Annotated in this window: 17 protein-coding genes; 14 read left to right on the plus strand and 3 right to left on the minus strand. The window is 37.6% G+C overall.

The window, feature by feature from the left end; all coding sequences use genetic code 11:
• Positions 1-4: 4 nt before the first annotated feature.
• Positions 5-1,084: a calcium:proton antiporter gene (locus tag EIY84_RS06105; RefSeq protein ID WP_124641257.1), complete on the minus strand. Its 1,080-nt coding sequence runs from the start codon at positions 1,082-1,084 to the stop codon at positions 5-7.
• A gap of 26 nt (positions 1,085-1,110) precedes the next feature.
• The gene (locus EIY84_RS06110) at positions 1,111-1,617 is read right to left on the minus strand and encodes a DUF1801 domain-containing protein (RefSeq protein ID WP_124641259.1); all 507 of its coding nucleotides are present in this window, start codon (positions 1,615-1,617) and stop codon (positions 1,111-1,113) included.
• A gap of 258 nt (positions 1,618-1,875) precedes the next feature.
• Here EIY84_RS06110 and EIY84_RS06115 point away from each other — a divergent pair, with 258 nt between their 5' ends.
• The 4 genes from EIY84_RS06115 (at position 1,876) to deoC (ending at position 7,688) form a co-directional block, all read left to right on the plus strand.
• Positions 1,876-2,211, plus strand: a complete 336-nt coding sequence (locus EIY84_RS06115) for a single-stranded DNA-binding protein (protein WP_124641261.1) — start codon at positions 1,876-1,878, stop codon at positions 2,209-2,211.
• A 180-nt stretch (positions 2,212-2,391) separates the two neighbouring features.
• Complete coding sequence (locus tag EIY84_RS06120) at positions 2,392-4,275, plus strand: ABC-F family ATP-binding cassette domain-containing protein (protein ID WP_124641264.1); 1,884 nt, start codon at positions 2,392-2,394, stop codon at positions 4,273-4,275.
• Positions 4,276-4,478: 203 nt separating this feature from the next.
• Positions 4,479-6,791, plus strand: coding sequence for a TonB-dependent siderophore receptor (locus tag EIY84_RS06125; protein ID WP_124641266.1), 2,313 nt, complete (start codon positions 4,479-4,481; stop codon positions 6,789-6,791).
• Between the two features lie 156 nt (positions 6,792-6,947).
• Entirely contained in the window at positions 6,948-7,688 is a 741-nt protein-coding gene (gene deoC / locus EIY84_RS06130) for a deoxyribose-phosphate aldolase (protein ID WP_124641268.1), read from the plus strand.
• A 62-nt stretch (positions 7,689-7,750) separates the two neighbouring features.
• Here the strand turns inward: deoC and dusB are convergent, their stop codons facing one another.
• Positions 7,751-8,755 carry a tRNA dihydrouridine synthase DusB gene (gene dusB, locus EIY84_RS06135; protein ID WP_124641270.1) on the minus strand — a complete coding sequence of 335 codons (1,005 nt, stop codon included), beginning with the start codon at positions 8,753-8,755 and terminating at the stop codon, positions 7,751-7,753.
• 318 nt (positions 8,756-9,073) lie between these two features.
• Between dusB and EIY84_RS06140 the strand changes: the two genes are divergently transcribed.
• From EIY84_RS06140 to cysS, 10 genes are all read left to right on the plus strand, one after another.
• A complete protein-coding gene (locus tag EIY84_RS06140; RefSeq protein ID WP_124641273.1) occupies positions 9,074-9,505 on the plus strand; it encodes a c-type cytochrome in 432 nt (143 codons plus the stop codon).
• A gap of 20 nt (positions 9,506-9,525) precedes the next feature.
• A complete protein-coding gene (locus EIY84_RS06145) occupies positions 9,526-10,875 on the plus strand; it encodes a cbb3-type cytochrome c oxidase subunit I (protein WP_124641275.1) in 1,350 nt (449 codons plus the stop codon).
• 100 nt (positions 10,876-10,975) lie between these two features.
• Positions 10,976-11,761, plus strand: coding sequence for a CbbQ/NirQ/NorQ/GpvN family protein (locus tag EIY84_RS06150; protein WP_124641276.1), 786 nt, complete (start codon positions 10,976-10,978; stop codon positions 11,759-11,761).
• 24 nt (positions 11,762-11,785) lie between these two features.
• A complete protein-coding gene (locus EIY84_RS06155) occupies positions 11,786-13,552 on the plus strand; it encodes a nitric oxide reductase activation protein NorD (RefSeq protein WP_124641278.1) in 1,767 nt (588 codons plus the stop codon).
• A gap of 26 nt (positions 13,553-13,578) precedes the next feature.
• Positions 13,579-14,151, plus strand: a complete 573-nt coding sequence (locus EIY84_RS06160) for a cytochrome c oxidase subunit 3 (protein WP_124641281.1) — start codon at positions 13,579-13,581, stop codon at positions 14,149-14,151.
• A gap of 4 nt (positions 14,152-14,155) precedes the next feature.
• Complete coding sequence (locus tag EIY84_RS06165) at positions 14,156-14,404, plus strand: cytochrome C oxidase subunit IV family protein (RefSeq protein ID WP_124641283.1); 249 nt, start codon at positions 14,156-14,158, stop codon at positions 14,402-14,404.
• A gap of 111 nt (positions 14,405-14,515) precedes the next feature.
• Positions 14,516-15,511, plus strand: a complete 996-nt coding sequence (locus tag EIY84_RS06170; RefSeq protein ID WP_124641285.1) for a helix-turn-helix transcriptional regulator — start codon at positions 14,516-14,518, stop codon at positions 15,509-15,511.
• A gap of 221 nt (positions 15,512-15,732) precedes the next feature.
• A complete protein-coding gene (locus EIY84_RS06175) occupies positions 15,733-16,047 on the plus strand; it encodes an HIRAN domain-containing protein (protein WP_124641287.1) in 315 nt (104 codons plus the stop codon).
• Positions 16,048-16,759: 712 nt separating this feature from the next.
• The gene (gene folE, locus EIY84_RS06180) at positions 16,760-17,425 is read left to right on the plus strand and encodes a GTP cyclohydrolase I FolE (RefSeq protein WP_124641289.1); all 666 of its coding nucleotides are present in this window, start codon (positions 16,760-16,762) and stop codon (positions 17,423-17,425) included.
• 353 nt (positions 17,426-17,778) lie between these two features.
• On the plus strand, positions 17,779-19,251 hold the full coding sequence (cysS, locus tag EIY84_RS06185; RefSeq protein ID WP_124641291.1) for a cysteine--tRNA ligase: 1,473 nt from the start codon (positions 17,779-17,781) through the stop codon (positions 19,249-19,251).
• Positions 19,252-19,368: the final 117 nt, after the last annotated feature.

Raw genomic sequence — 19,368 nt, forward strand, 5'->3', positions numbered from 1 at the left:
AAAACTAAGGATTAATGGTTAGAAATACATAAGCAACCAAGTTGACCAACAAAACCACACCATAAACGGCGTTGCTTCGACCTCCAATCAAGGAAAGCATGACGGTAAAAATAGAAATAACCAATAAGATGATGGGTAAAATGTCCAATCCCAGAATTATCGGGATGTCATAAGCATAACTGATGATGGATACCGCAGGAATGGTAAGTCCAATACTGGCAATTGCTGAACCCAATGCCAGATTAAGGCTGGTTTGTAGGCGGTTGTTTTTAGCAGCACTAACGGCAGCTATGCCTTCGGGAAGCAAAATTACGGCAGCCAAAATAATCCCTACCAAACTTTTTGGCAAACCTTGATTCACTAAAAAATCTTCGATTGGTATAGAAAGCGATTTTGCCAAGAGCACCACAACGGTCAAGCTGATTAAAAGAAATATTAGACTAATAACCATCGATTGATCGTTGACTGAATGCTGAATTTCTTCTGAAGTTTCGTTTTCTTCTGTGATAAAATATTCTCTATGCCTAACCGTTTGTGCCGATATAAATGCAATGTAGATGACAATGCAGGCAAAAAACTCAAACAAAAGTTGCGCTTTGGTATAGTAGGGACCAGCATGGCTCTTGGTGAAGGTGGGAAGGATCAAGGTGAAAGCGACAATGGATACCAAAGATACCAACGCAATTTTTACAGAATGAGGAGAAAAGGTTTGGGTATGAAATTTTCGGCCACCGATAAATAAACAAATACCAACGATCCCGTTGAGAATGATCATAACGGCGGCGTACACCGTATCTCGAGCAAAAGAAGCATATTCGCTGCCTCCGGTTGCCATCAGCGAGATAATGATGGAAACCTCAATAATGGTAACCGAAACCGCTAAAATGATGGTTCCGTAGGGTTCGCCAACTCGGTGGGCAATAATTTCGGAATGATGGACTGCAGACATTACACAAAGGAGCAATAAAATACCGGCAATAGTTTGGAAAATAATGTTGTTGTCCAACAATCCACTGAGGTACAAAATGCTCGCAAGTATGGGTATGGATGTGGTCCAAGGATACAGTTTTCGTATTTTATTCATTTATTAATTTATGTGATTTGTGTTTATTATTTTGTCTTAGCCTCTGCCTTAGCCTTAGCCTTAACCTTAACCTCAACCTTAGCCTTATAAAGTTCCTCGTATTTCTGTATCCAATCGGATACCGTCATTTTCTGCATCAGTTCAGCTATAAGTTCAAAAGGGATGTTTTCCATTTTTTTGAATCGGATGCAACTCTTTCCCATGTCCAATTTCTGTGAGCAATGTTTGGGATATTCGGCAACGAACCAATCCAAAAGCTCAGGATCGGCATAAATACCCATGTGGTAAAAATTGATGCTGTTTTTTTGAGAAGCAATTCCAGCAAAAGGCAGAGGTTCTGTCGGTTTGCAATGGTAACCGTCCGGATATACAGAATGCGGAACTACATACCCCAAGCCGCCATAAGAAATGCCGGCTTCAAATCCTTTCGGCAAATGATTTACAATGGTTTCGTGGAGTTTGTTGAAGGCTATTTTTCTGTCGTCTTGTATAGAGTCAAGGATTTGTTTAACCGAAATTTCTGCTGCACTCATGGAATCTTTTTTTATGTTGAATTGGATAATTATTAAAAGTTTTGCTAAAAATACGATTTTTTTTATTTTTAGTTTAAAGCTATTGTTATTTTGTAATGTGTTGATTATTAGTATTTAAAACATTTGTAAACGACTACTGTCGATAATAAGCGTTTAAACACCGAATAAATTTTATAAAGCGTTGAAACTTTGCACCAGAGATTTGAAGATCAAAAACGAACGATTCAAGTCTGATGTATAATTTAAAAATTTAAAGTCATGTCACTAAGAAACAAAGTTACCCTAATCGGTAGAACAGGAAAAGAAGTAGAAATGGTAAATTTCGAAAACGGAATGTTGGCAAAAGTAAGCCTTGCAACAAGCGATCATTACACCAATGCGAAAGGTGAAAAAGTAGAAGATACCCAATGGCACAACTTGGTTGCTTTTGGAAAAACTGCAGAAATCTTTCAAAAATATGTAGAAAAAGGCAAAGAAATATCCATTGAAGGCAAACTAACCTACAGAAATTATGAAGATAAGGAGGGCAAGAAGCATTACATTACCGAAATCCGGGTAGAAGAATTGGTTTTGCTGGGCAGCAAATCGTCTTAAAAGAGACGAAGTGCCTTTTAAAATTTTATAACTGATTTATTTACGGATTGTCCATCAAAGTATTTATATTCATTTACTTTGATGGACATTTTTTTTGGGGGAAAATGGATTTTATGGGCAACCTCATTTTTCCTTTTTGTTTTCCGTACTTTTGCAGACTTAAAAAGCAATTCCATTTCCATGAATTATATCAGTGCAGAAAACCTCAGCAAATCTTACGGCGTAAAAGTATTGTTCAAAAACATAGAATTTCATGTCAACGAAGGCGATAAGATCGCTATTGTAGCAAAAAATGGAAGCGGCAAATCGACATTGCTAAAGATTTTGTTGGGCAAGGAAATACCGGATTCTGGCAAGGTCATCATCAACAAGGATATTCAAGTAGTACTTTTCGATCAAGAAATTGATTTTGATCCTGCATTATCCATCGAAGATTTTATCATGACTTTGGATTCGGCTCCTGTTGTGGCACTTAAGAAGTACCATCAATCCTTGCTGTCGCAGGATCCACAAGAAATGGAAGATGCCATTCACGAAATGGAAGTACATAAGGCTTGGGATTTGGAAAATGAGATGAAACTCATCCTTTCACAATTGAAAATTACCAACTTGGAAACTCCCATGGGGAAGCTGTCAGGAGGTGAAGTGAAAAGAGTCGCTCTCGCCAAATTGCTCGTAGAAACCCGTGCACAACATACCCATAACTTGCTCATCATGGACGAACCCACCAACCATTTGGATGTCGATATGGTAGAATGGTTGGAGAATTACCTGTCCAAGGAAAAAATCACTTTGTTACTTGTCACGCACGATAGGTATTTCTTGGATTCGGTTTGTGACATCATTTGGGAAATGGAAGATCAACAGCTTTTTGTGCATCAAGGAGCTTACGCGACCTATCTGGAAAATAAAATGATCCGTGAGGACAATCTGAATTCTGCCATTGACAAGGCGAACAACCTTTACAGAAAAGAATTGGAATGGATGCGACACCAGCCAAAAGCCAGAACCACCAAGTCCAAAAGCAGGATAGATGCTTTTTACGAAACCGAAAAAGTCGCCAAAACCAATACTTCTAAACAAAGTTTGGTCTTGGATTTCGAAATGAAAAGATTGGGAAACAAAATCTTGGAATTGCAAAATATCGACAAAAAATTTGGAAATAAAGTTTTGTTGAAGGATTTTTCGTATCAATTTCAACGAGGCGAAAAAGTGGGTATAATCGGTAAAAATGGAGCCGGCAAATCGACTTTACTCAACATCATCCAAGGTTTTGAAAAACCCGATCACGGTAAAATTGAAACTGGAGAAACCATCAAATTTGGTTATTTTTCTCAAAAAGGTTTAGCATATAAAGAAGACGAAAGGGTCATTGATTTTATCAAAGAAATTTCTGAAAACTTTCCTTTGGCCAATGGAAAAACCATCTCGGCTTCGCAATTCCTAAGGTTGTTTTTGTTTGACGATGTCACGCAGTATTCACCCATTTATAAGCTTTCGGGAGGCGAGAAAAGAAGGTTGCACCTGATGTATGTTTTATATCAGAATCCTAATTTTTTGATTTTTGATGAGCCGACCAACGATTTGGACTTGCCTACACTTACGGTTTTAGAAAATTTCCTGCATCAATTTCAAGGTTCGGTCATCATTGTTTCCCACGATCGATATTTCATGGATAGGATTGTCGATCATGTTTTGGCCTTTGAAGGGGAAGGAAAGATTAAAGATTTTACGGGTAATTTTTCAGAATACCGTTTGTGGAAAAAAGAAAATCAGTCCAAAACCGTACCGTCAATACCTGAAAAAAAAGAAGACAAAGGAACTGAAACAATTCCTAAAAACTCCTCAAAAAGAAAGCTAAGCTTCAAAGAGCAAAGAGAATTGGATGCTTTGGATATCGAAATGCCCGCTTTAGAAAAAAAGAGAAACGAGATCCTGGAGGCTCTGAACAACCAAAGCGATTACGAAATTATAGCCAAATTATCTGCTGAATTGGAACATGTTTCCGAAGAATTGGAAACCAAAGAAATGAGATGGCTGGAGTTGCAAGAGATTGTGGGATAGTGTTTTATAGCCATATATTGTTGCTGGCTATTGCTTTTTATAATCCAATTGAAATTTTTCATATTTAGTGTAACTGTTACAAAATGAGCTACTTTCGTTTTGCGACCGTTGTTTTTATTTAGAATTATTCAAATTAAATAGTGTTTAGTTTGGAGATATGTGTATTTTTGCAAAGTTATTTTTAATAATTCTAAATAAACTAAATGAAAAAACAAGTACTCTCAATTCTCACAATAGGATTTTCGCTGACGGCATTTGCTCAAGGACTTAAATACGAGAAAGACACCATAAGAATTCAAGAAATCGAAGATGTAAAATTGCACAAAACGGGCAATCCTAACCATGCACGAATTTCATCTACAAAGTCTAATCTTTCCGTGATGGAAACTCCGCAGCCCATTGCTATTGTTACTCATGAAATTATTGAACAACAACAATCCAAACAACTGAGTGATGTGCTTCAAAATGTAAACGGAATTTATGTAACATCGTCCAGAGGAAACTCTCAAGATAGTTTCGGAGGTAGAGGTTTTGTTTTCGGAAACGATAACATGTTCAAAAACGGAACAAGGATTAACTCAGGTGTCTTTCCAGAAGTATCTGCTTTGGAAAGAGTGGAAGTACTGAAAGGTGCAAATGCCATGTTATACGGAAATACTTCTGCAGGTGGGGTGATCAATATGATTACAAAAAAACCAAGGTTCAATTTTGGTGGCTCCGTCGGTCTGAGTGTTGGCAGCTGGAATACCTACAAACCTACGGTGGATGTTTACGGCCCTCTAACGGATAAAATCGCTTTTAGAGTCAACGGATCTTACGAATATGCCGAAAGTTTCAGAGATGTTGTAAAGTCCAACAAACAATACATCACCCCATCGTTCTTATTCAATATCAGTAACAAATCACAAATTATTGTTGAAGGAGACTATTTAAAACACCACTTTACTCCGGATTTTGGGATCGGTGGAATTATGAATCCTGATAAAAGTTACAGCATGAATTACCTTTTGGGTAGAAACGCTTTTATAGGAACAGATGGACAGTACCAAGATGTACAACAAGCGACAACCAATATTACATGGAATTATCAGTTGTCCAAAAACTGGGTATTGAATACGGTTGCTTCTTATCAAAATTATACGAGAGATTTCTTTGGGACAGAAAGAATCGTTTGGGAAACCAATCCGGCCAACCAAAGATTGTGGTACAAGAGAAACCTGAACAGAACTTATAGCGAACAAAACTATGAGTCAATCCAGGCTAACTTGAACGGGATTTTTAATACCGGAAAAATAAATCATCAGTTGTTGTTAGGTGCCGATGCCGATTATAGTGCATCCGATTCTTACACCTTTTACAACCCGGATAATAATAAAAACTTCGGCTCAGGATATCTTTACGGTACCAATGGCAATGCCAACGGAATTTTATATTTAGATGATGCAAGTACTTGGGCTGGAGGAGCGATGCCCAATGCTGAAAAAGCAGGTAAAACAAGAATTAATACAAGAAGAATTGGCGTATATGTGCAGGATTTAATTTCCTTGACCAAAGAATTTAAAGTCTTAGCAGGACTTCGTTGGTCTTATCTGGAAAATATGCCCACTCTCAGCACCAATTTCAAAACAAATACAAAAACAGAAGTGAATGGAAGCAATACCTCCAACATTGCTCTTTCGCCAAAAATTGGATTGATCTACAATCCGAATGACAACCTTTCGGTATTCGCAACTTATACCAATTCTTTCTCGCCCAACTCCGGGTACACCTCTTCGTTACTCGAGGGATTAGATACAACAGGAACTGCACAACAAGTAAGCGATAGGGTATTGGCATTTCCTAAAGAAAGCATAAGACCAACGACCATTGACCAATACGAATTGGGTGTAAAGAAAAATTTCTGGAACGATGGTTTAGCGATCAATGCAACGGTTTACCAAATTATGTACAACAACTACTATCAAACTTATTGGTACCAAAATGCAACAGGCGTTGTCGTTAGTCCGGACTCTAACTTGAAAGAATTTGCCGGAAAAATGAGAAGCCGCGGGGTAGAATTGGATATTACCGGAAACCCAACAAGAAATATTTCCATCATTGGTGGGATCTCTTACAACAATACCGTATATGTTGACACGCCGGAGAAAGGTTATGTAGAAAACCAAAGATTGGTGAGGACTCCTGCAACTACAGCAAATGCCTCCGTTTTCTATTCTTTTGATGGAACTTTGAAAGGCTTGAAAACAGGTATTGGAGCCTATTTTACTGGAGATAGAATGGCCGGTTGGAACGACTCCAAATCTCAGGATATTTCTAGAGCTGGGGTAACAAGGTTGATGCCTCTTAGCGATTATACCACATTCTCTTTCTCCTTAGGATACGAATGGAAAAAACTTACTTTACAAGCGAAATTGAACAATATTTTTGATGTTGTTAATTATAATGTTCACGAAAACTACTCGGTTAATCCGATTGCACCGAGAAATTTCTACTTCACATTGAGCTACAAATTATAAATTCAATTTTTTATACATTCTTTTAATATACTTTTTCATGATAAAGAATTCGGATGATTTTTTTTCCGAATTCTTTTTTATTTGAAATCTTATTTTTATCTCGTTTTTGAAGTTCATTTTTGTAATTTTGAAGTTTTAACGATAAAATTTAAGCACATGGATATCGCAAAATATTTAGATTCAACCTATCTTAAAACCTCATCTCAGTCGGGTTTGTCCGAAGATGAAACCTTGGAAACCGTCATTAGATTAACAGATGAAGCAATAGAAAATAAAATTTTTGCTGTGATGATTAGGCCCAACTGGGTCCGTACAATTCATCAATATTTGGAAGATAAAAATTCCGATGTCAAAGTTGGTACGGTTATCGGTTTTCATGAAGGAACTTATTCTGTTGATGAAAAATTGTCTGAAGCCCAAAAAGCGATTGAAGATGGCGCCGATGAGTTGGATTTTGTAATCAATTACACCGAATATTTAAAAGGAAATCTGGAATTGGTAAAAGAAGAAGTCCTACAATGCAGCAAATTGTGTTTGGATCATGGGAAAATTGCCAAATGGATTATAGAAATTGCTGCACTATCGGACGGACAAATTGCTGACATTACCAAGAAAATTGCTGTTTGGATAGAAGAGAATTTCGAAGGTCAAGAAGATAAAGTCTTTGTGAAATCTTCAACCGGTTTTTTTGTTACAGAAAACGGAAAACCAAACGGTGCAACAGTAGAAGGAATAAAAATAATGCTTGAAAATGCGGGTAAACTTCCTGTAAAAGCAGCTGGTGGAGTGAGAACGCCGGCAGAAGCAAAAGCAATGATAGAGTTGGGAGTTCAACGCATTGGGACTTCTTCTGCATTGGCACTCATTCAAAATTTGAATGCTGAAGAAGGATACTAACCTCAGCTGAATTTACTTTTTTTTAAAAAACTCCCATCAACGATTGCTGATGGGAGATTTTTTTAGGATTGATTTATATTTTCTAAAGTTTGCTGATAAAATACTTTGGTCTCTTCAATCAGATGATTCATTTCTTCCAATGTGAAAATTTCTAAAAATTTCTTTCTAAATTCTTTAAAATGCGGCACTCCACGGAAATAATTGCTGTAATGTTGCCTCATTTCTATCAGTCCCAATCGTTCACCTTTCCATTCGGCAGACCATTCGGCATGTTGTCGCACGGCAGTCAGTCGGTCGTTGATGGTTGGAGCGGGAAGATGCTCTCCCGTTTCGAAAAAATGTTTGATTTCGTTAAAAATCCAAGGATAGCCGATGGCGGCTCTACCAATCATGATGCCATCACAATCGAATTTTTGTTTGTATTCTAATGCCTTTTCAGGAGAATCAATGTCTCCATTTCCAAAAATAGGAATCTCGATATTCGGATTGTTTTTTATTCTAGAAATATGGGTCCAATCGGCTTCGCCTTTGTACATCTGAGCTCTTGTTCGGGCATGTATGGTTAGTGCTTTTATCCCGGTGTCTTGTAGTCGTTCTGCTACTTCATCAATATTAATATTTTGAGAGTCCCAGCCCAATCGTGTCTTAACGGTTACCGGTAGATGGGTAGACGATACTACGGCTTTGGTCAGTTTCACCATCATGTCTATGTCTTTCAGTACACCCGCTCCGGCTCCTTTGCAAACCACTTTTTTTACGGGACAGCCAAAGTTGATGTCCACCAAATCCGGTTCAACCGTTTCTACGATCCTTGCAGACATGGCCATGGCTTCTTCGTCACCGCCAAAAATTTGGATTCCCACAGGTCTTTCATAATCGAAAATGTCCAGTTTTTTTCTGGATTTCATCGCATCTCTGATCAAACCTTCAGAAGAAATAAATTCGGAATACATTAGGTCTGCACCGTGCATTTTGCACAATCTACGAAAAGGTGGGTCGCTTACATCTTCCATAGGAGCGAGTAGAAGGGGAAACTCCGGAAGTTCTATGTTGCCTATTTTTACCATATTCTATTTTAACTTTCTATTTATCATTCGCATCTAGGACTTTTTTCATTAATCCTATTGGCTGTATAGAAAGGACTGCAAATTTAGTTTTTATTTTTTTGATGGCATTTTTAGAATTCATCCAAAAATAATTTATTGGTTAAATAAATTGATATTCAATGGATTAAAATTAAATAAGATAAAAAGGTATTAAAATACTTTAATTATGACAATAGTCATTGTTTGTCTTGTGAAGGAGGTTTAATTTTGCTACTGGTTAAATAAGACAAATAAGTCTTAATAATGAAACAGTAATAACTAAAGTAAATTAATTGAATTATGTTATCAAAGTCACAAGCAAGAACGTTTTTTATTGGCGGTACTGCAGTAACTTTTTTGGCTTTTATCGGCCTTACAGTTTACTCGCTTAGTCCATCCAATGACCAAACGAATCACGACAAAATTGATGCCAAGGTTGTTCGTGGAAAAGAAATTTGGGAAGAGAATAACTGTATGGGATGTCATACAATTATGGGAGAAGGTGGTTACTATGCGCCTGAACTTACCAAAGTAATTGAAAGAAGAGGCGAGGGATATGTAAAAGCCGTTTTGCAATCGCCAACGCCTTGGGGGCCTCGAGGAAGAAAAATGGTGAAGTACGAAATGAATGATGCCGACACGGAGGCGGTAATCGCGTATTTCAAATGGGTAGGTAAGATTGATCTGAACGGATTCGATCGTGTGGTATCTCCATTGGCTAAGGATAAATAATAATTTTAAAAACTAAGAAAATGAAATATAAATCACAGAAAGTTGCATACTGGTTTTTCGGACTTTGTATGCTGTTATTTTCCTTACAGATCGTTTATGGATTTGTGATGGGATTTGCTCGTATCGGATATGATGTCTTGCACGATTTTGTTCCCTTCAATGCGGCAAGAGCAGTACATACCAACTTATTGGTTGTTTGGTTGCTAGCAGGATTTATGGGAGCAGCTTACTATATTATTCCAGAAGAAGCTCAAAGAGAATTGGTGAATGTAAAGTTGGCTTATGTACAGCTTATTTCACTTGCTGTTGTTGGTGTTGCTGCTATTGTAGGATACCATTTCAATTGGTGGGAAGGTAGGAAATTCTTAGAAATTCCTCGAGAACTCGATTATCTAGTTGTAGTCAATGTACTCTTGTTCTTAGGACTGATCTTAGCAACATTATACCAAGGAAAGAGAAGGACAACCACGGCGTTGGTACTTACCATGGGATTGGTTTTCGCAGCATTGCTCTATCTTCCGGGTATGATTTGGTTCGATAGCCAAGTAACGGATGCTTTCTTCAGATGGTGGGTAGTTCATCTTTGGGTAGAAGGTGTATGGGAATTGATTATGGGTGGTATCCTTTCATACTTGTTGATTAAATTAACAGGGGTGGATAGAGAGGTTATTGAAAAATGGCTTTATGTGATCATCGGTCTTACTTTCCTTTCAGGATTGTTAGGTACTGGACACCACTATTATTTCATCGGTGTCAATAAAATTTGGTTGGTAGTAGGTGGTATTTTCTCAGCTCTTGAGCCTTTAGCGTTCTTAGGTATGGCATTGTTTGCAGTGTACATGTACAGAAAAGGAGAGAAATCTCACCCTAACAAAATTGCATTGTTCTGGACCATTGGTTCTACCATCGTGTCATTCGTAGGAGCCGGTTTATTAGGTTTTGCTCACACTTTACCACAAACAAACATCTATACACACGGTACTTTGGTAACTGCAATGCACGGACACTATGCATTCTGGGGTGCTTATGCGATGATGGTCTTAGCAATTATCTCTTACGCTTTGCCTAACCTAACCGGTAGAAAAAGATACGACAGCTTCTATGGACACATGGCTTTCTGGTTATCCAATGTAGGAATGCTTGGGATGACGGTGGCCTTCGGGGTAGCCGGTGTTGCTCAGGTGTATATGGAAAGAAAACTGAAAATGGAATTCATGGATGTTCAAAATGAAATTTCTGTTCACTTTGTAGTTCTTATTCTTTGTGCTTCTTTATTCGCTACAGGAATCGGAATGTATGTTGTGGAATTCTTCAAGTACGGAAGAGCAAATGACGAAGGCCTAAAAATGGCAGCAGAAGAAGTTAACTAAACTTAATATATCAACTGTTTTTTTTCAAAAAGGGATACAGGATCTATCCTCTATCCCTTTTGTTTTACTCAAAAAACAACTTAATTTAAAATCAATTATCATGATCGTGGCAGAAAAAAATACATTCTACAAAGCTGTTGGCTCAGAATTAGAAATTTTTAACCAATGCAACAGCCTAAAGTTGCCTCTTTTACTAAAAGGACCAACCGGAACTGGGAAATCTAGATTTGTTGAATTTATGGCAGAGCAGCTTGGGAAAAAACTCATCACCGTGAGTTGTCATGAAGAGACTTCCTCCACCGACCTTATCGGGAGATTCATCATCAAAGGAGCGGAAACGGTTTGGATAGACGGGCCACTTTCTATCGCTGTGAAAAACGGTTACATCCTGTACCTGGACGAGGTTGCCGAAGCCAGACCCGATGTTATCGTAGCCATACATTCTCTTACAGACCACCGTAGAGAATTGTTTATCGATAAATTGGGAGAAACCATCAAAGCGCATGAAGATTTCTTGCTGGTAGCCTCTTTCAACCCTGGATACCAAAAAGGATTTAAAGAATTGAAACCTTCCACAAGACAACGATTTGTAGCCTTATCTTTTGAGTATCCTCAACCTAAAGTAGAAACCGAAATCTTAGTTCAAGAAACGGGCGTGGATAAAGATGTAGCTGAAAAACTAGTTAAAATCGGTAATAAAATCCGTAACCTGACCGAACTGGGCCTTACAGAAACCGTTTCTACACGATTGTTGGTGGATGCTGCCAAATTAATCCGCAACGGATTGTCCAAAAGATTAGCCGTGCATGTTGCCGTTGTAGAGCCTCTTTCTGATGAAACAGAAACGCTACAAGCGCTTAAAGATTTGAGCGATTTGATGATATAAATTAATCCCTAAAAAACGAATGTCATGGGTCTGGAGTTAGATGAAATATTATTTACAAAAGTTGTAAAATACTTTAAAAATAAAAAGCTGAACAATGCAGAAGTTCTCAGTAAAAAAGTAGAACTGAACGAAGTAAAACCTAGGCTTACCCTAATGGCTAGAGCAATCTGTGGAACCGCAATCGATATCTATCCTGCGGAAAAAGAAGGAGGGTACAAAGACGATAACTTCTTTCTGCCAGAAAATTGCTACCTGTTTCCTACCAAAGAAGAAAATGCGAGATTTTACATTTTTAGGACACTATACTTAAGTGTCCAAAAACAACTAAGCCTCAATTGGAAACCTGAAGAGGACGCAGAAGAACAATCGTATCAAAAAGCAGAAGAAACCGCTCCACAAGTGTTGAAGCAACTGTTCCTAGACTATCCAATCTTGGAACAAGACTATCAGCATTTTATTATGAATATTCCTTTGGATAAAAAAACGAAGCAACCGGCTCTTTCTTGGCTCTACGGAAAATGGATGAAAAATTCCCATGATGAAAAGACCGAGCAAGTACTTCAAAATTTTGATGATCAAGCTAAAAAAGCCCAACATCAATTAGACCCAAAAACAACACTAGAAGCCAAAGGTGTAGAAGAGATAGAGTCCCTAACGATTGATAAAAAACAATACCAGGACAATATCCTGATGCACAATTTTGAAAAAATTGAATCTGCTGAAGAGTTCAATGGAAACTGGAAGGATTTTGATGGTAAAGACGATTTGAAAGACCACCAAGATGCTTTGGAAGAAATGAACATGAAATACACCGTAAGGGTAGATGATATGGTGCACTCCGTATATCAGGCAGATTTTGTCGAAAATACTTCGGTAGCAGAAAGTGCTGAGGTGGACGAAAAGGGATTCCACCTGAAATACGACGAGTGGGGTTTCAGAAAAAGAAAATACCTGCCCAATTATTGCAAGGTCTATCCCAAAACTCAAGTAAAAAAAGATACCGATTATTATAAAAAAACCATGGCGAAGTACAAAACTACGCTGATGGGACTTCGGAAAATGCTGACCTCTGTTAACAACAGAATGCAACAACAAAGAAGACAAATACAAGGCGAAGCCTTTGACCTGGATGCGCTAACGGATTTGTACACCGATATCCATTCCAAGATTACTCCGGACGAAAGGGTCTATCTTTCTCAAAGAAAAAAAGAAAAAGACATCTCTATTTTGGTGCTTTTGGATCTCAGCCTTTCCAGTGACGGATATGCTGCGGGCAATCGCGTTATAGATGTGGAAAAAGAAGTTTCTATCCTGTTTGGAGAAATCCTACACGAGTTCGATATCGACTTTGCCATCGATGGTTTTTCTTCTAAAACAAGAAATTATACCACCTACATTACGCTGAAGGATTTTAATGAAAATTGGGATCTTGCGAAAAATAAAATCGGAGCAGCAGAACCCGTAGGATACACCAGAATTGGACCTGCACTGCGACACGCCGGAGCTAGGCTGATGAAGACCGAAGCCCGAAACAAATGGGTGATATTGCTTTCCGATGGTAAACCGAACGACTTTGATAAGTACGAAGGACAACACGGAATACAAGACATCAAACAAGCTCTTAGGGAGCTTAATGAACAGAACATTAACTCTTATGCTTTGGCGATAGAAGCTCAAGCAAAATATTATTTGCCGCAAATGTTTGGGCAAAATCATTATCAAATTTTAACTTCTCCAGAAGCTTTGCTGAAGTCGTTGGCAAAACTCTATGAGAAAATTAAACATCAATAATCAGAGGAAATCTCCTCATCAATAAAATGGAAGTCAATAGAAAATCTATATTTTATCCACCAGGAGGTATCCTGATTTGGATAGTCATTTATGTCGAATTAATCACCTTTGGGATGGCCATCGCCGGATTGGCATATTACGGTTCTCAAGAAAGAGAAAAATTTCACTTGGACAGCCAGTTGCTCAACAGGCCAATTGCGGCCATCAATACCATTTTGCTACTGACTGGTGGTTTTTTTGCCGCCAAAGCGGTTCAGTATTTCAAAGAAAATAAAAGTGAAAAAACTGCCCAGTTTTTATTGTGGGCCATTTTTTCAGGACTCGGATTTTTAGCACTCAAGTTGGTGGAGTACAGCCAAAAGTTAGAAGCAGGCCTAACCATGGATCACAGCTCATTTTTTATGAATTATTGGCTGCTTACCGGTTTCCATTGGTTGCATGTTTTGGTGGGTGTGGTTATTTTGTTCTTTATGAGAAGGGTGGTCATCAAGAAAAAAGAAAATACTTCTTTAGAAGATTTAGAAGCGAGTACTGCTTTTTGGCACATGTGCGACCTTATTTGGTTGTTGTTATTCCCAATTCTCTATTTATTATTCTAATGTTATGCACAAAAAATTATTAATCACCTATATCGTACTTATCCTACTGACCCTCACCGGAGCATTTTTGGCAGGACTTACCCTTACCCTTACCAAAGCCGTTGTTGTTGTTGGTATTGTACTCGTATCCGTTGTCAAGTTCTTAACAGTAGCAATGGAATTTATGGAACTGAAAGAAGCACACAACTTCTGGAAGGTACTCTTGTTTTTTTATGTAGGACTCATCTCGACTGTTTTCATTATTCTTTTATAACGCATTTGGCTTTTCACAAGTTCATAATGCAACTGTTTTTTTTAGAAAAGGCTATTTCTCTCCAGAAAGTAGCCTTTTTTAGTATATTTGTTTAGATGAAAATAAAGTACAATGGCTTTCAACAAAAATGCTCAAATCCGTTACAATACACTCGATAAATGCTTTAGCAATCGCTTCAAAAAATATTTTATAGAAGATCTTATAGAGGTTTGCTCTTTGGTTTTGTCCCAACATTTGGGAGATGAAATCAGCATTTCCAGAAGACAGATATTTGATGACATCCAATTTATGAAATCCGAGGCAGGTTACCAAGCGCCCATAGAAAGCGTGAAAGATGGAAAGAAAGTCTATTACCGTTATGAAGACGAGAAATTTACCATCGCCAATCTCCCTCTGGATGCAGAAGAAATAGAAACTTTGAGAAAAGCTTTGTTCACCCTCGGTAGGATGTCCAATACCCAAGGTTTTGAATGGGTTGCTTCTTTGCAAACGAAACTAAATGCACAGCTAAACTTTGGAAATCATTCCAAAATAATAGATTTCGAAGAAAACGAATTCCTCAAAGGCCTGCATTTTCTCTATCCTTTGTACCAATACATCTGCAATCAACAGGCATTGCTTGTTACCTACAAAAGCTTTTCGTCGGATCAAGAAAAAAAATTTCTCCTTTCTCCACTGTACCTCAAGCAATTCAACAACCGGTGGTTCTTGCTTTCTTTAGGACATCGCCACCAATCGGTTTTTACATTGGCCATCGATAGGATCGTTTCCATCCAAACCTCCAATGAAAAGTACCAGCCCAGCGATTTGGATTTTCAAGAATATTTCGAAGACATTATTGGCATTACCAATTATCCGGATCAAGCGGTGGAGGAGGTTGTCATCGATTTGTCTCCCGCCGTAGTTCCGTATGTGCAATCCAAACCCTTGCACGGCTCTCAGAAACTGAAAGGCAATAGGCTGACCCTTCAGGTAAAACAAAATTTTGAATTGGAAGGACTCATCCTTTCCTATGGAGAAAACATGAAAGTAATAGCACCACAAAGCCTGAAAGAAAAAATACATCACCGAATTATCAAAATGCAGAACAACACAACCGTTTTTTAGTTGAGCCAAGCAATAATTAGGAGCTATTTCCCGCTTTCCGCTGTATCTTTTGTTCCGCAGGGCTCCACAAAAGGATGCCGCTGCAATCGGGGCTAGTTGTCCTCATGATGTTTTAGAGAGTTACAAAGAGCTTCGAGAAGAGATTTTTTTTGCAATGCAGTTCCACTGCACAGGTAGTGTTTTACTTTGTCCCTACAAAAAACAATTTAAAACTTTACACAATGAAAAAAGAACATTTATCCCACTTCAACATTGCAGGTTTTACTTATTATGACGGTGCATTGGTTTTTCAAAAACTGAATATTGGTACCAAACTCAATTTGGTCTTAGAGCCGGACAACAAGTACGATGCTAGAGCCATAGCCATCTATTACAAAGATCATAAAATCGGTTTCGTGCCGAGAACAGAAAACAGAATCTTGTACAAACTACTGATGGTAGGCCTGAAGCGAAATTTACAAGTCGTGATACAAAGGGTGTCCAAAAACGAACATCCTGAAAATCAAATTCAAGTGGTTGTACATTTAATCAGTTAAAAAATAGCTCAAAACGATACGGTTTTGAGTTTTTTTTTTAATCTTTGAAAATTAAGTACATGACAAAATTTGTAATGTATATGATTTTTTATTAAACAACATAGTTACATAGGATATGTTGCCTTAAGAACGAATAGTTACACTGAGTATCCGTCAAAGACGGATATCTATTGTTTATTACTAGTTTTTCTTTTATGCATTCAACTATGCTTTTTATGTGTCTATGTGGTTTAATGTTATTTGTTTATTAGTTATGTATTATGTATTTAATTCGAAGTATAATTTAAAAACCACAATCATGTTAGAAAAATTCAGCATAAATCTATTTTTAGTTCAAACGGTATTTTTTCTTCTAGCCGCTGTTACCCTATTTTTCTTGGTGAAATTTATAAGAAAATTTCTTTCTAAAAAATAGAATCCTTTCCAGCTAAATCTTCCGTTCAGGGTATTCGCATTTAAATTTTATGCTATTGTGAAAGCAATGCTTCTATGAAAAGAACGCTCTATTACAAACCAAAAACCTATGTGACTATGTGGTGAAAATATTAAAACACATAGATTCATAGACTTTTTAAGTAAAATAATGGATAAAAGATATCATAGAAAATAAATTTTTCACATAGTTTTTAATAAGCGAATGCCGTGCCTTCCGTTGCCCTCGCTTCATTATTCCAACAATATTCTGTACTTTTGTGTTTTAATTTTATAAAGCATGCCCCATTTTTTTGATAACGACGACGATGTTTTCACAGGAAAAGAACATACTCCTATAAGAAGTGATGCCTTCGATAAATCTCCTGAAGAAAAAATTGCAAAAATCCAAGGTTTATTTGCCGAAATCATGGAAACCCTTGGTATGGACATGACGGACGACTCCCTGAAAGACTCGCCCAAAAGAGTGGCAAAAATGTATGTAAACGAGATTTTTGGAGGATTGCTACCTGAGAACAAACCGACCATCTCTACCTTTTCCAATAAATACAAGTACAGACAAATGCTGGTGGAAAAGGATATAACGGTCTATTCCTTCTGCGAACACCATTTCTTGCCCATCATTGGGAAAGCCCATGTCGCCTACATCTCTAACGGAGAAGTCATAGGATTATCAAAAATAAACAGAATTGTAGATTATTACGCCAAAAGACCTCAGGTGCAAGAAAGACTGACCATGCAGATTGTAGATGCCCTTCGTGAAGGCTTAGGGACCAAAGATGTCGCATGCATCATAGATGCCAGACACCTTTGCGTGAATTGTCGTGGGATAAAAGATACCGCAAGCTCCACCATCACGGCAGAGTTAAGCGGACTGTTCAGGACCAATCCCATTACAAGACAAGAGTTTCTACATTATGTAGGGATGAATACCAATTTGGATTAAATAATACATTTTCAACATGATACAATTTAAACGAATAGCTCATAAAATATTTTCAACCACCATCATTTGTTGTTGATGCTTTTACACTTCATATCTTCTGGATCTGAAGGAACTTTTAGAGGTTTTACCATTTCGTTTTAATTTAGAGCCTGTTTAAATTTTATATCTAGATTTTTTGTATCGATATTTAGATGGATTTTGGGTTTTAAAATTGAAGTTTTAGCGGGCTAAAACAAAAATTTAAAATACAAAATATGCTAAATAGAATACAAAAAGGCAGATAAGAAAGATTAGAAATAGACGAATTATTATTTCGGTAAAATTTTATACGGACTCTTAATTCAAAAAAAATAATGATACTAAAAATATACAATTCGCTGTCTGGCGAAAAAGAACAATTCAAACCCATCTTGGAAGGAAATGTTGGCATGTATGTCTGCGGACCAACCGTGTACAGCAATGTACACATGGGTAATGTAAGGACTTTTATGTCGTTCGATTTCATATACAGGACACTGACTTTCTTGGGGTACAAAGTGCGATATGTTAGGAATATAACGGATGCCGGCCACCTTACCGACGATGGAAATATTGATAACGATCGTTTTGTAAAACAATCCCGATTGGAAAAATTAGAACCCATGGAAATCGTACAAAAATATACCGTGGATTTTCATCAGGTTTTGGAAAAATTCAATTTACTTCCACCTACCATAGAGCCTACTGCAACAGGACATATTCTGGAGCAAATCGAGCTGACTCAAAAGTTAATTGATACGGGATTTGCCTACGAAAGCAACGGTTCTGTTTATTTTGATGTGATTGCTTACAACCAAAAAGGCCTTAATTATGGCGAACTTTCCAATAGAAATATTGAAGAATTGTTTGCTAACACCAGAGATCTGGACGGACAAGACGAGAAAAAAAATCCACAAGATTTTGCCCTTTGGAAATCGGCCTCTCCGGCACACATTATGCGTTGGAATTCGCCTTGGGGCGAAGGTTTTCCCGGATGGCATTTGGAGTGTACCGCGATGAGCACCAAATATTTGGGCGAAAGATTTGATATCCACGGTGGAGGTATGGATCTTAAATTTCCACATCACGAGTGCGAAGTTGCCCAAGGTAAAGCGTGCAATGGAACAAGCCCCGTTAATTATTGGATGCATGCCAATATGCTGACCATGAACGGACAAAGAATGAGCAAATCCACCGGAAATTATATCAACCCTATGGATTTGGTAACCGGAGAAAATGATTTTTTTGAAAAATCTTTTCATCCTTCTGTCGTTCGATTTTCCTTTATGCAAGCCCATTACAGAAGTGTTTTGGACATTTCCAACGATGCAATGGTCGCCTCAGAAAAAGGACATCAAAGACTGATGGAAGCCATTAAAATTCTGAATGCAACCCACGCAACTTCTGTTGTGAAAGAAGACAGCAATTGGGCTTTCGAACTCTGGAAAACCAATGCCTATGCTGCTTTGTTAGACGATTTCAATGCACCCATCTTAATTTCTCATCTTTTTGAAGCTGTAAAAATTATTTTTGCAATGAAAGAAGGAAAAATTTACTTTAGCCAAGATGATTTTGAGGAATTTAAAAAATTGATGAATGCTTTTGTTTTCGATGTTTTGGGACTTCAGAATATCGAGGAAAATAACAACGAAAAGTTGGATCAGGCTTTGCAAGTTTTGATAGAATTGAGAAACCAAGCCCGAAAAGCTAAAAACTTCGAACTTTCCGACCAAATCCGTGATCAACTTCTGGAAAAAGGCATTGAATTGAAAGACAGCAGAGAGGGTACGACCTATGTGCTGAACTAAGTTTTCAAGAAAATTTTTATAAGACAATCCTTCAGGTTTTTTCCTGAAGGATTTTTTTGTTTGAATTATTAAAAATTCTGTAACTTCGTTACTCAAATCACAATCTATTAATTCAAA

It is taken from the genome of Amniculibacterium aquaticum (genome assembly GCF_003852705.1).
GTDB classification, from domain to species: Bacteria; Bacteroidota; Bacteroidia; order Flavobacteriales; family Weeksellaceae; genus Amniculibacterium; species Amniculibacterium aquaticum.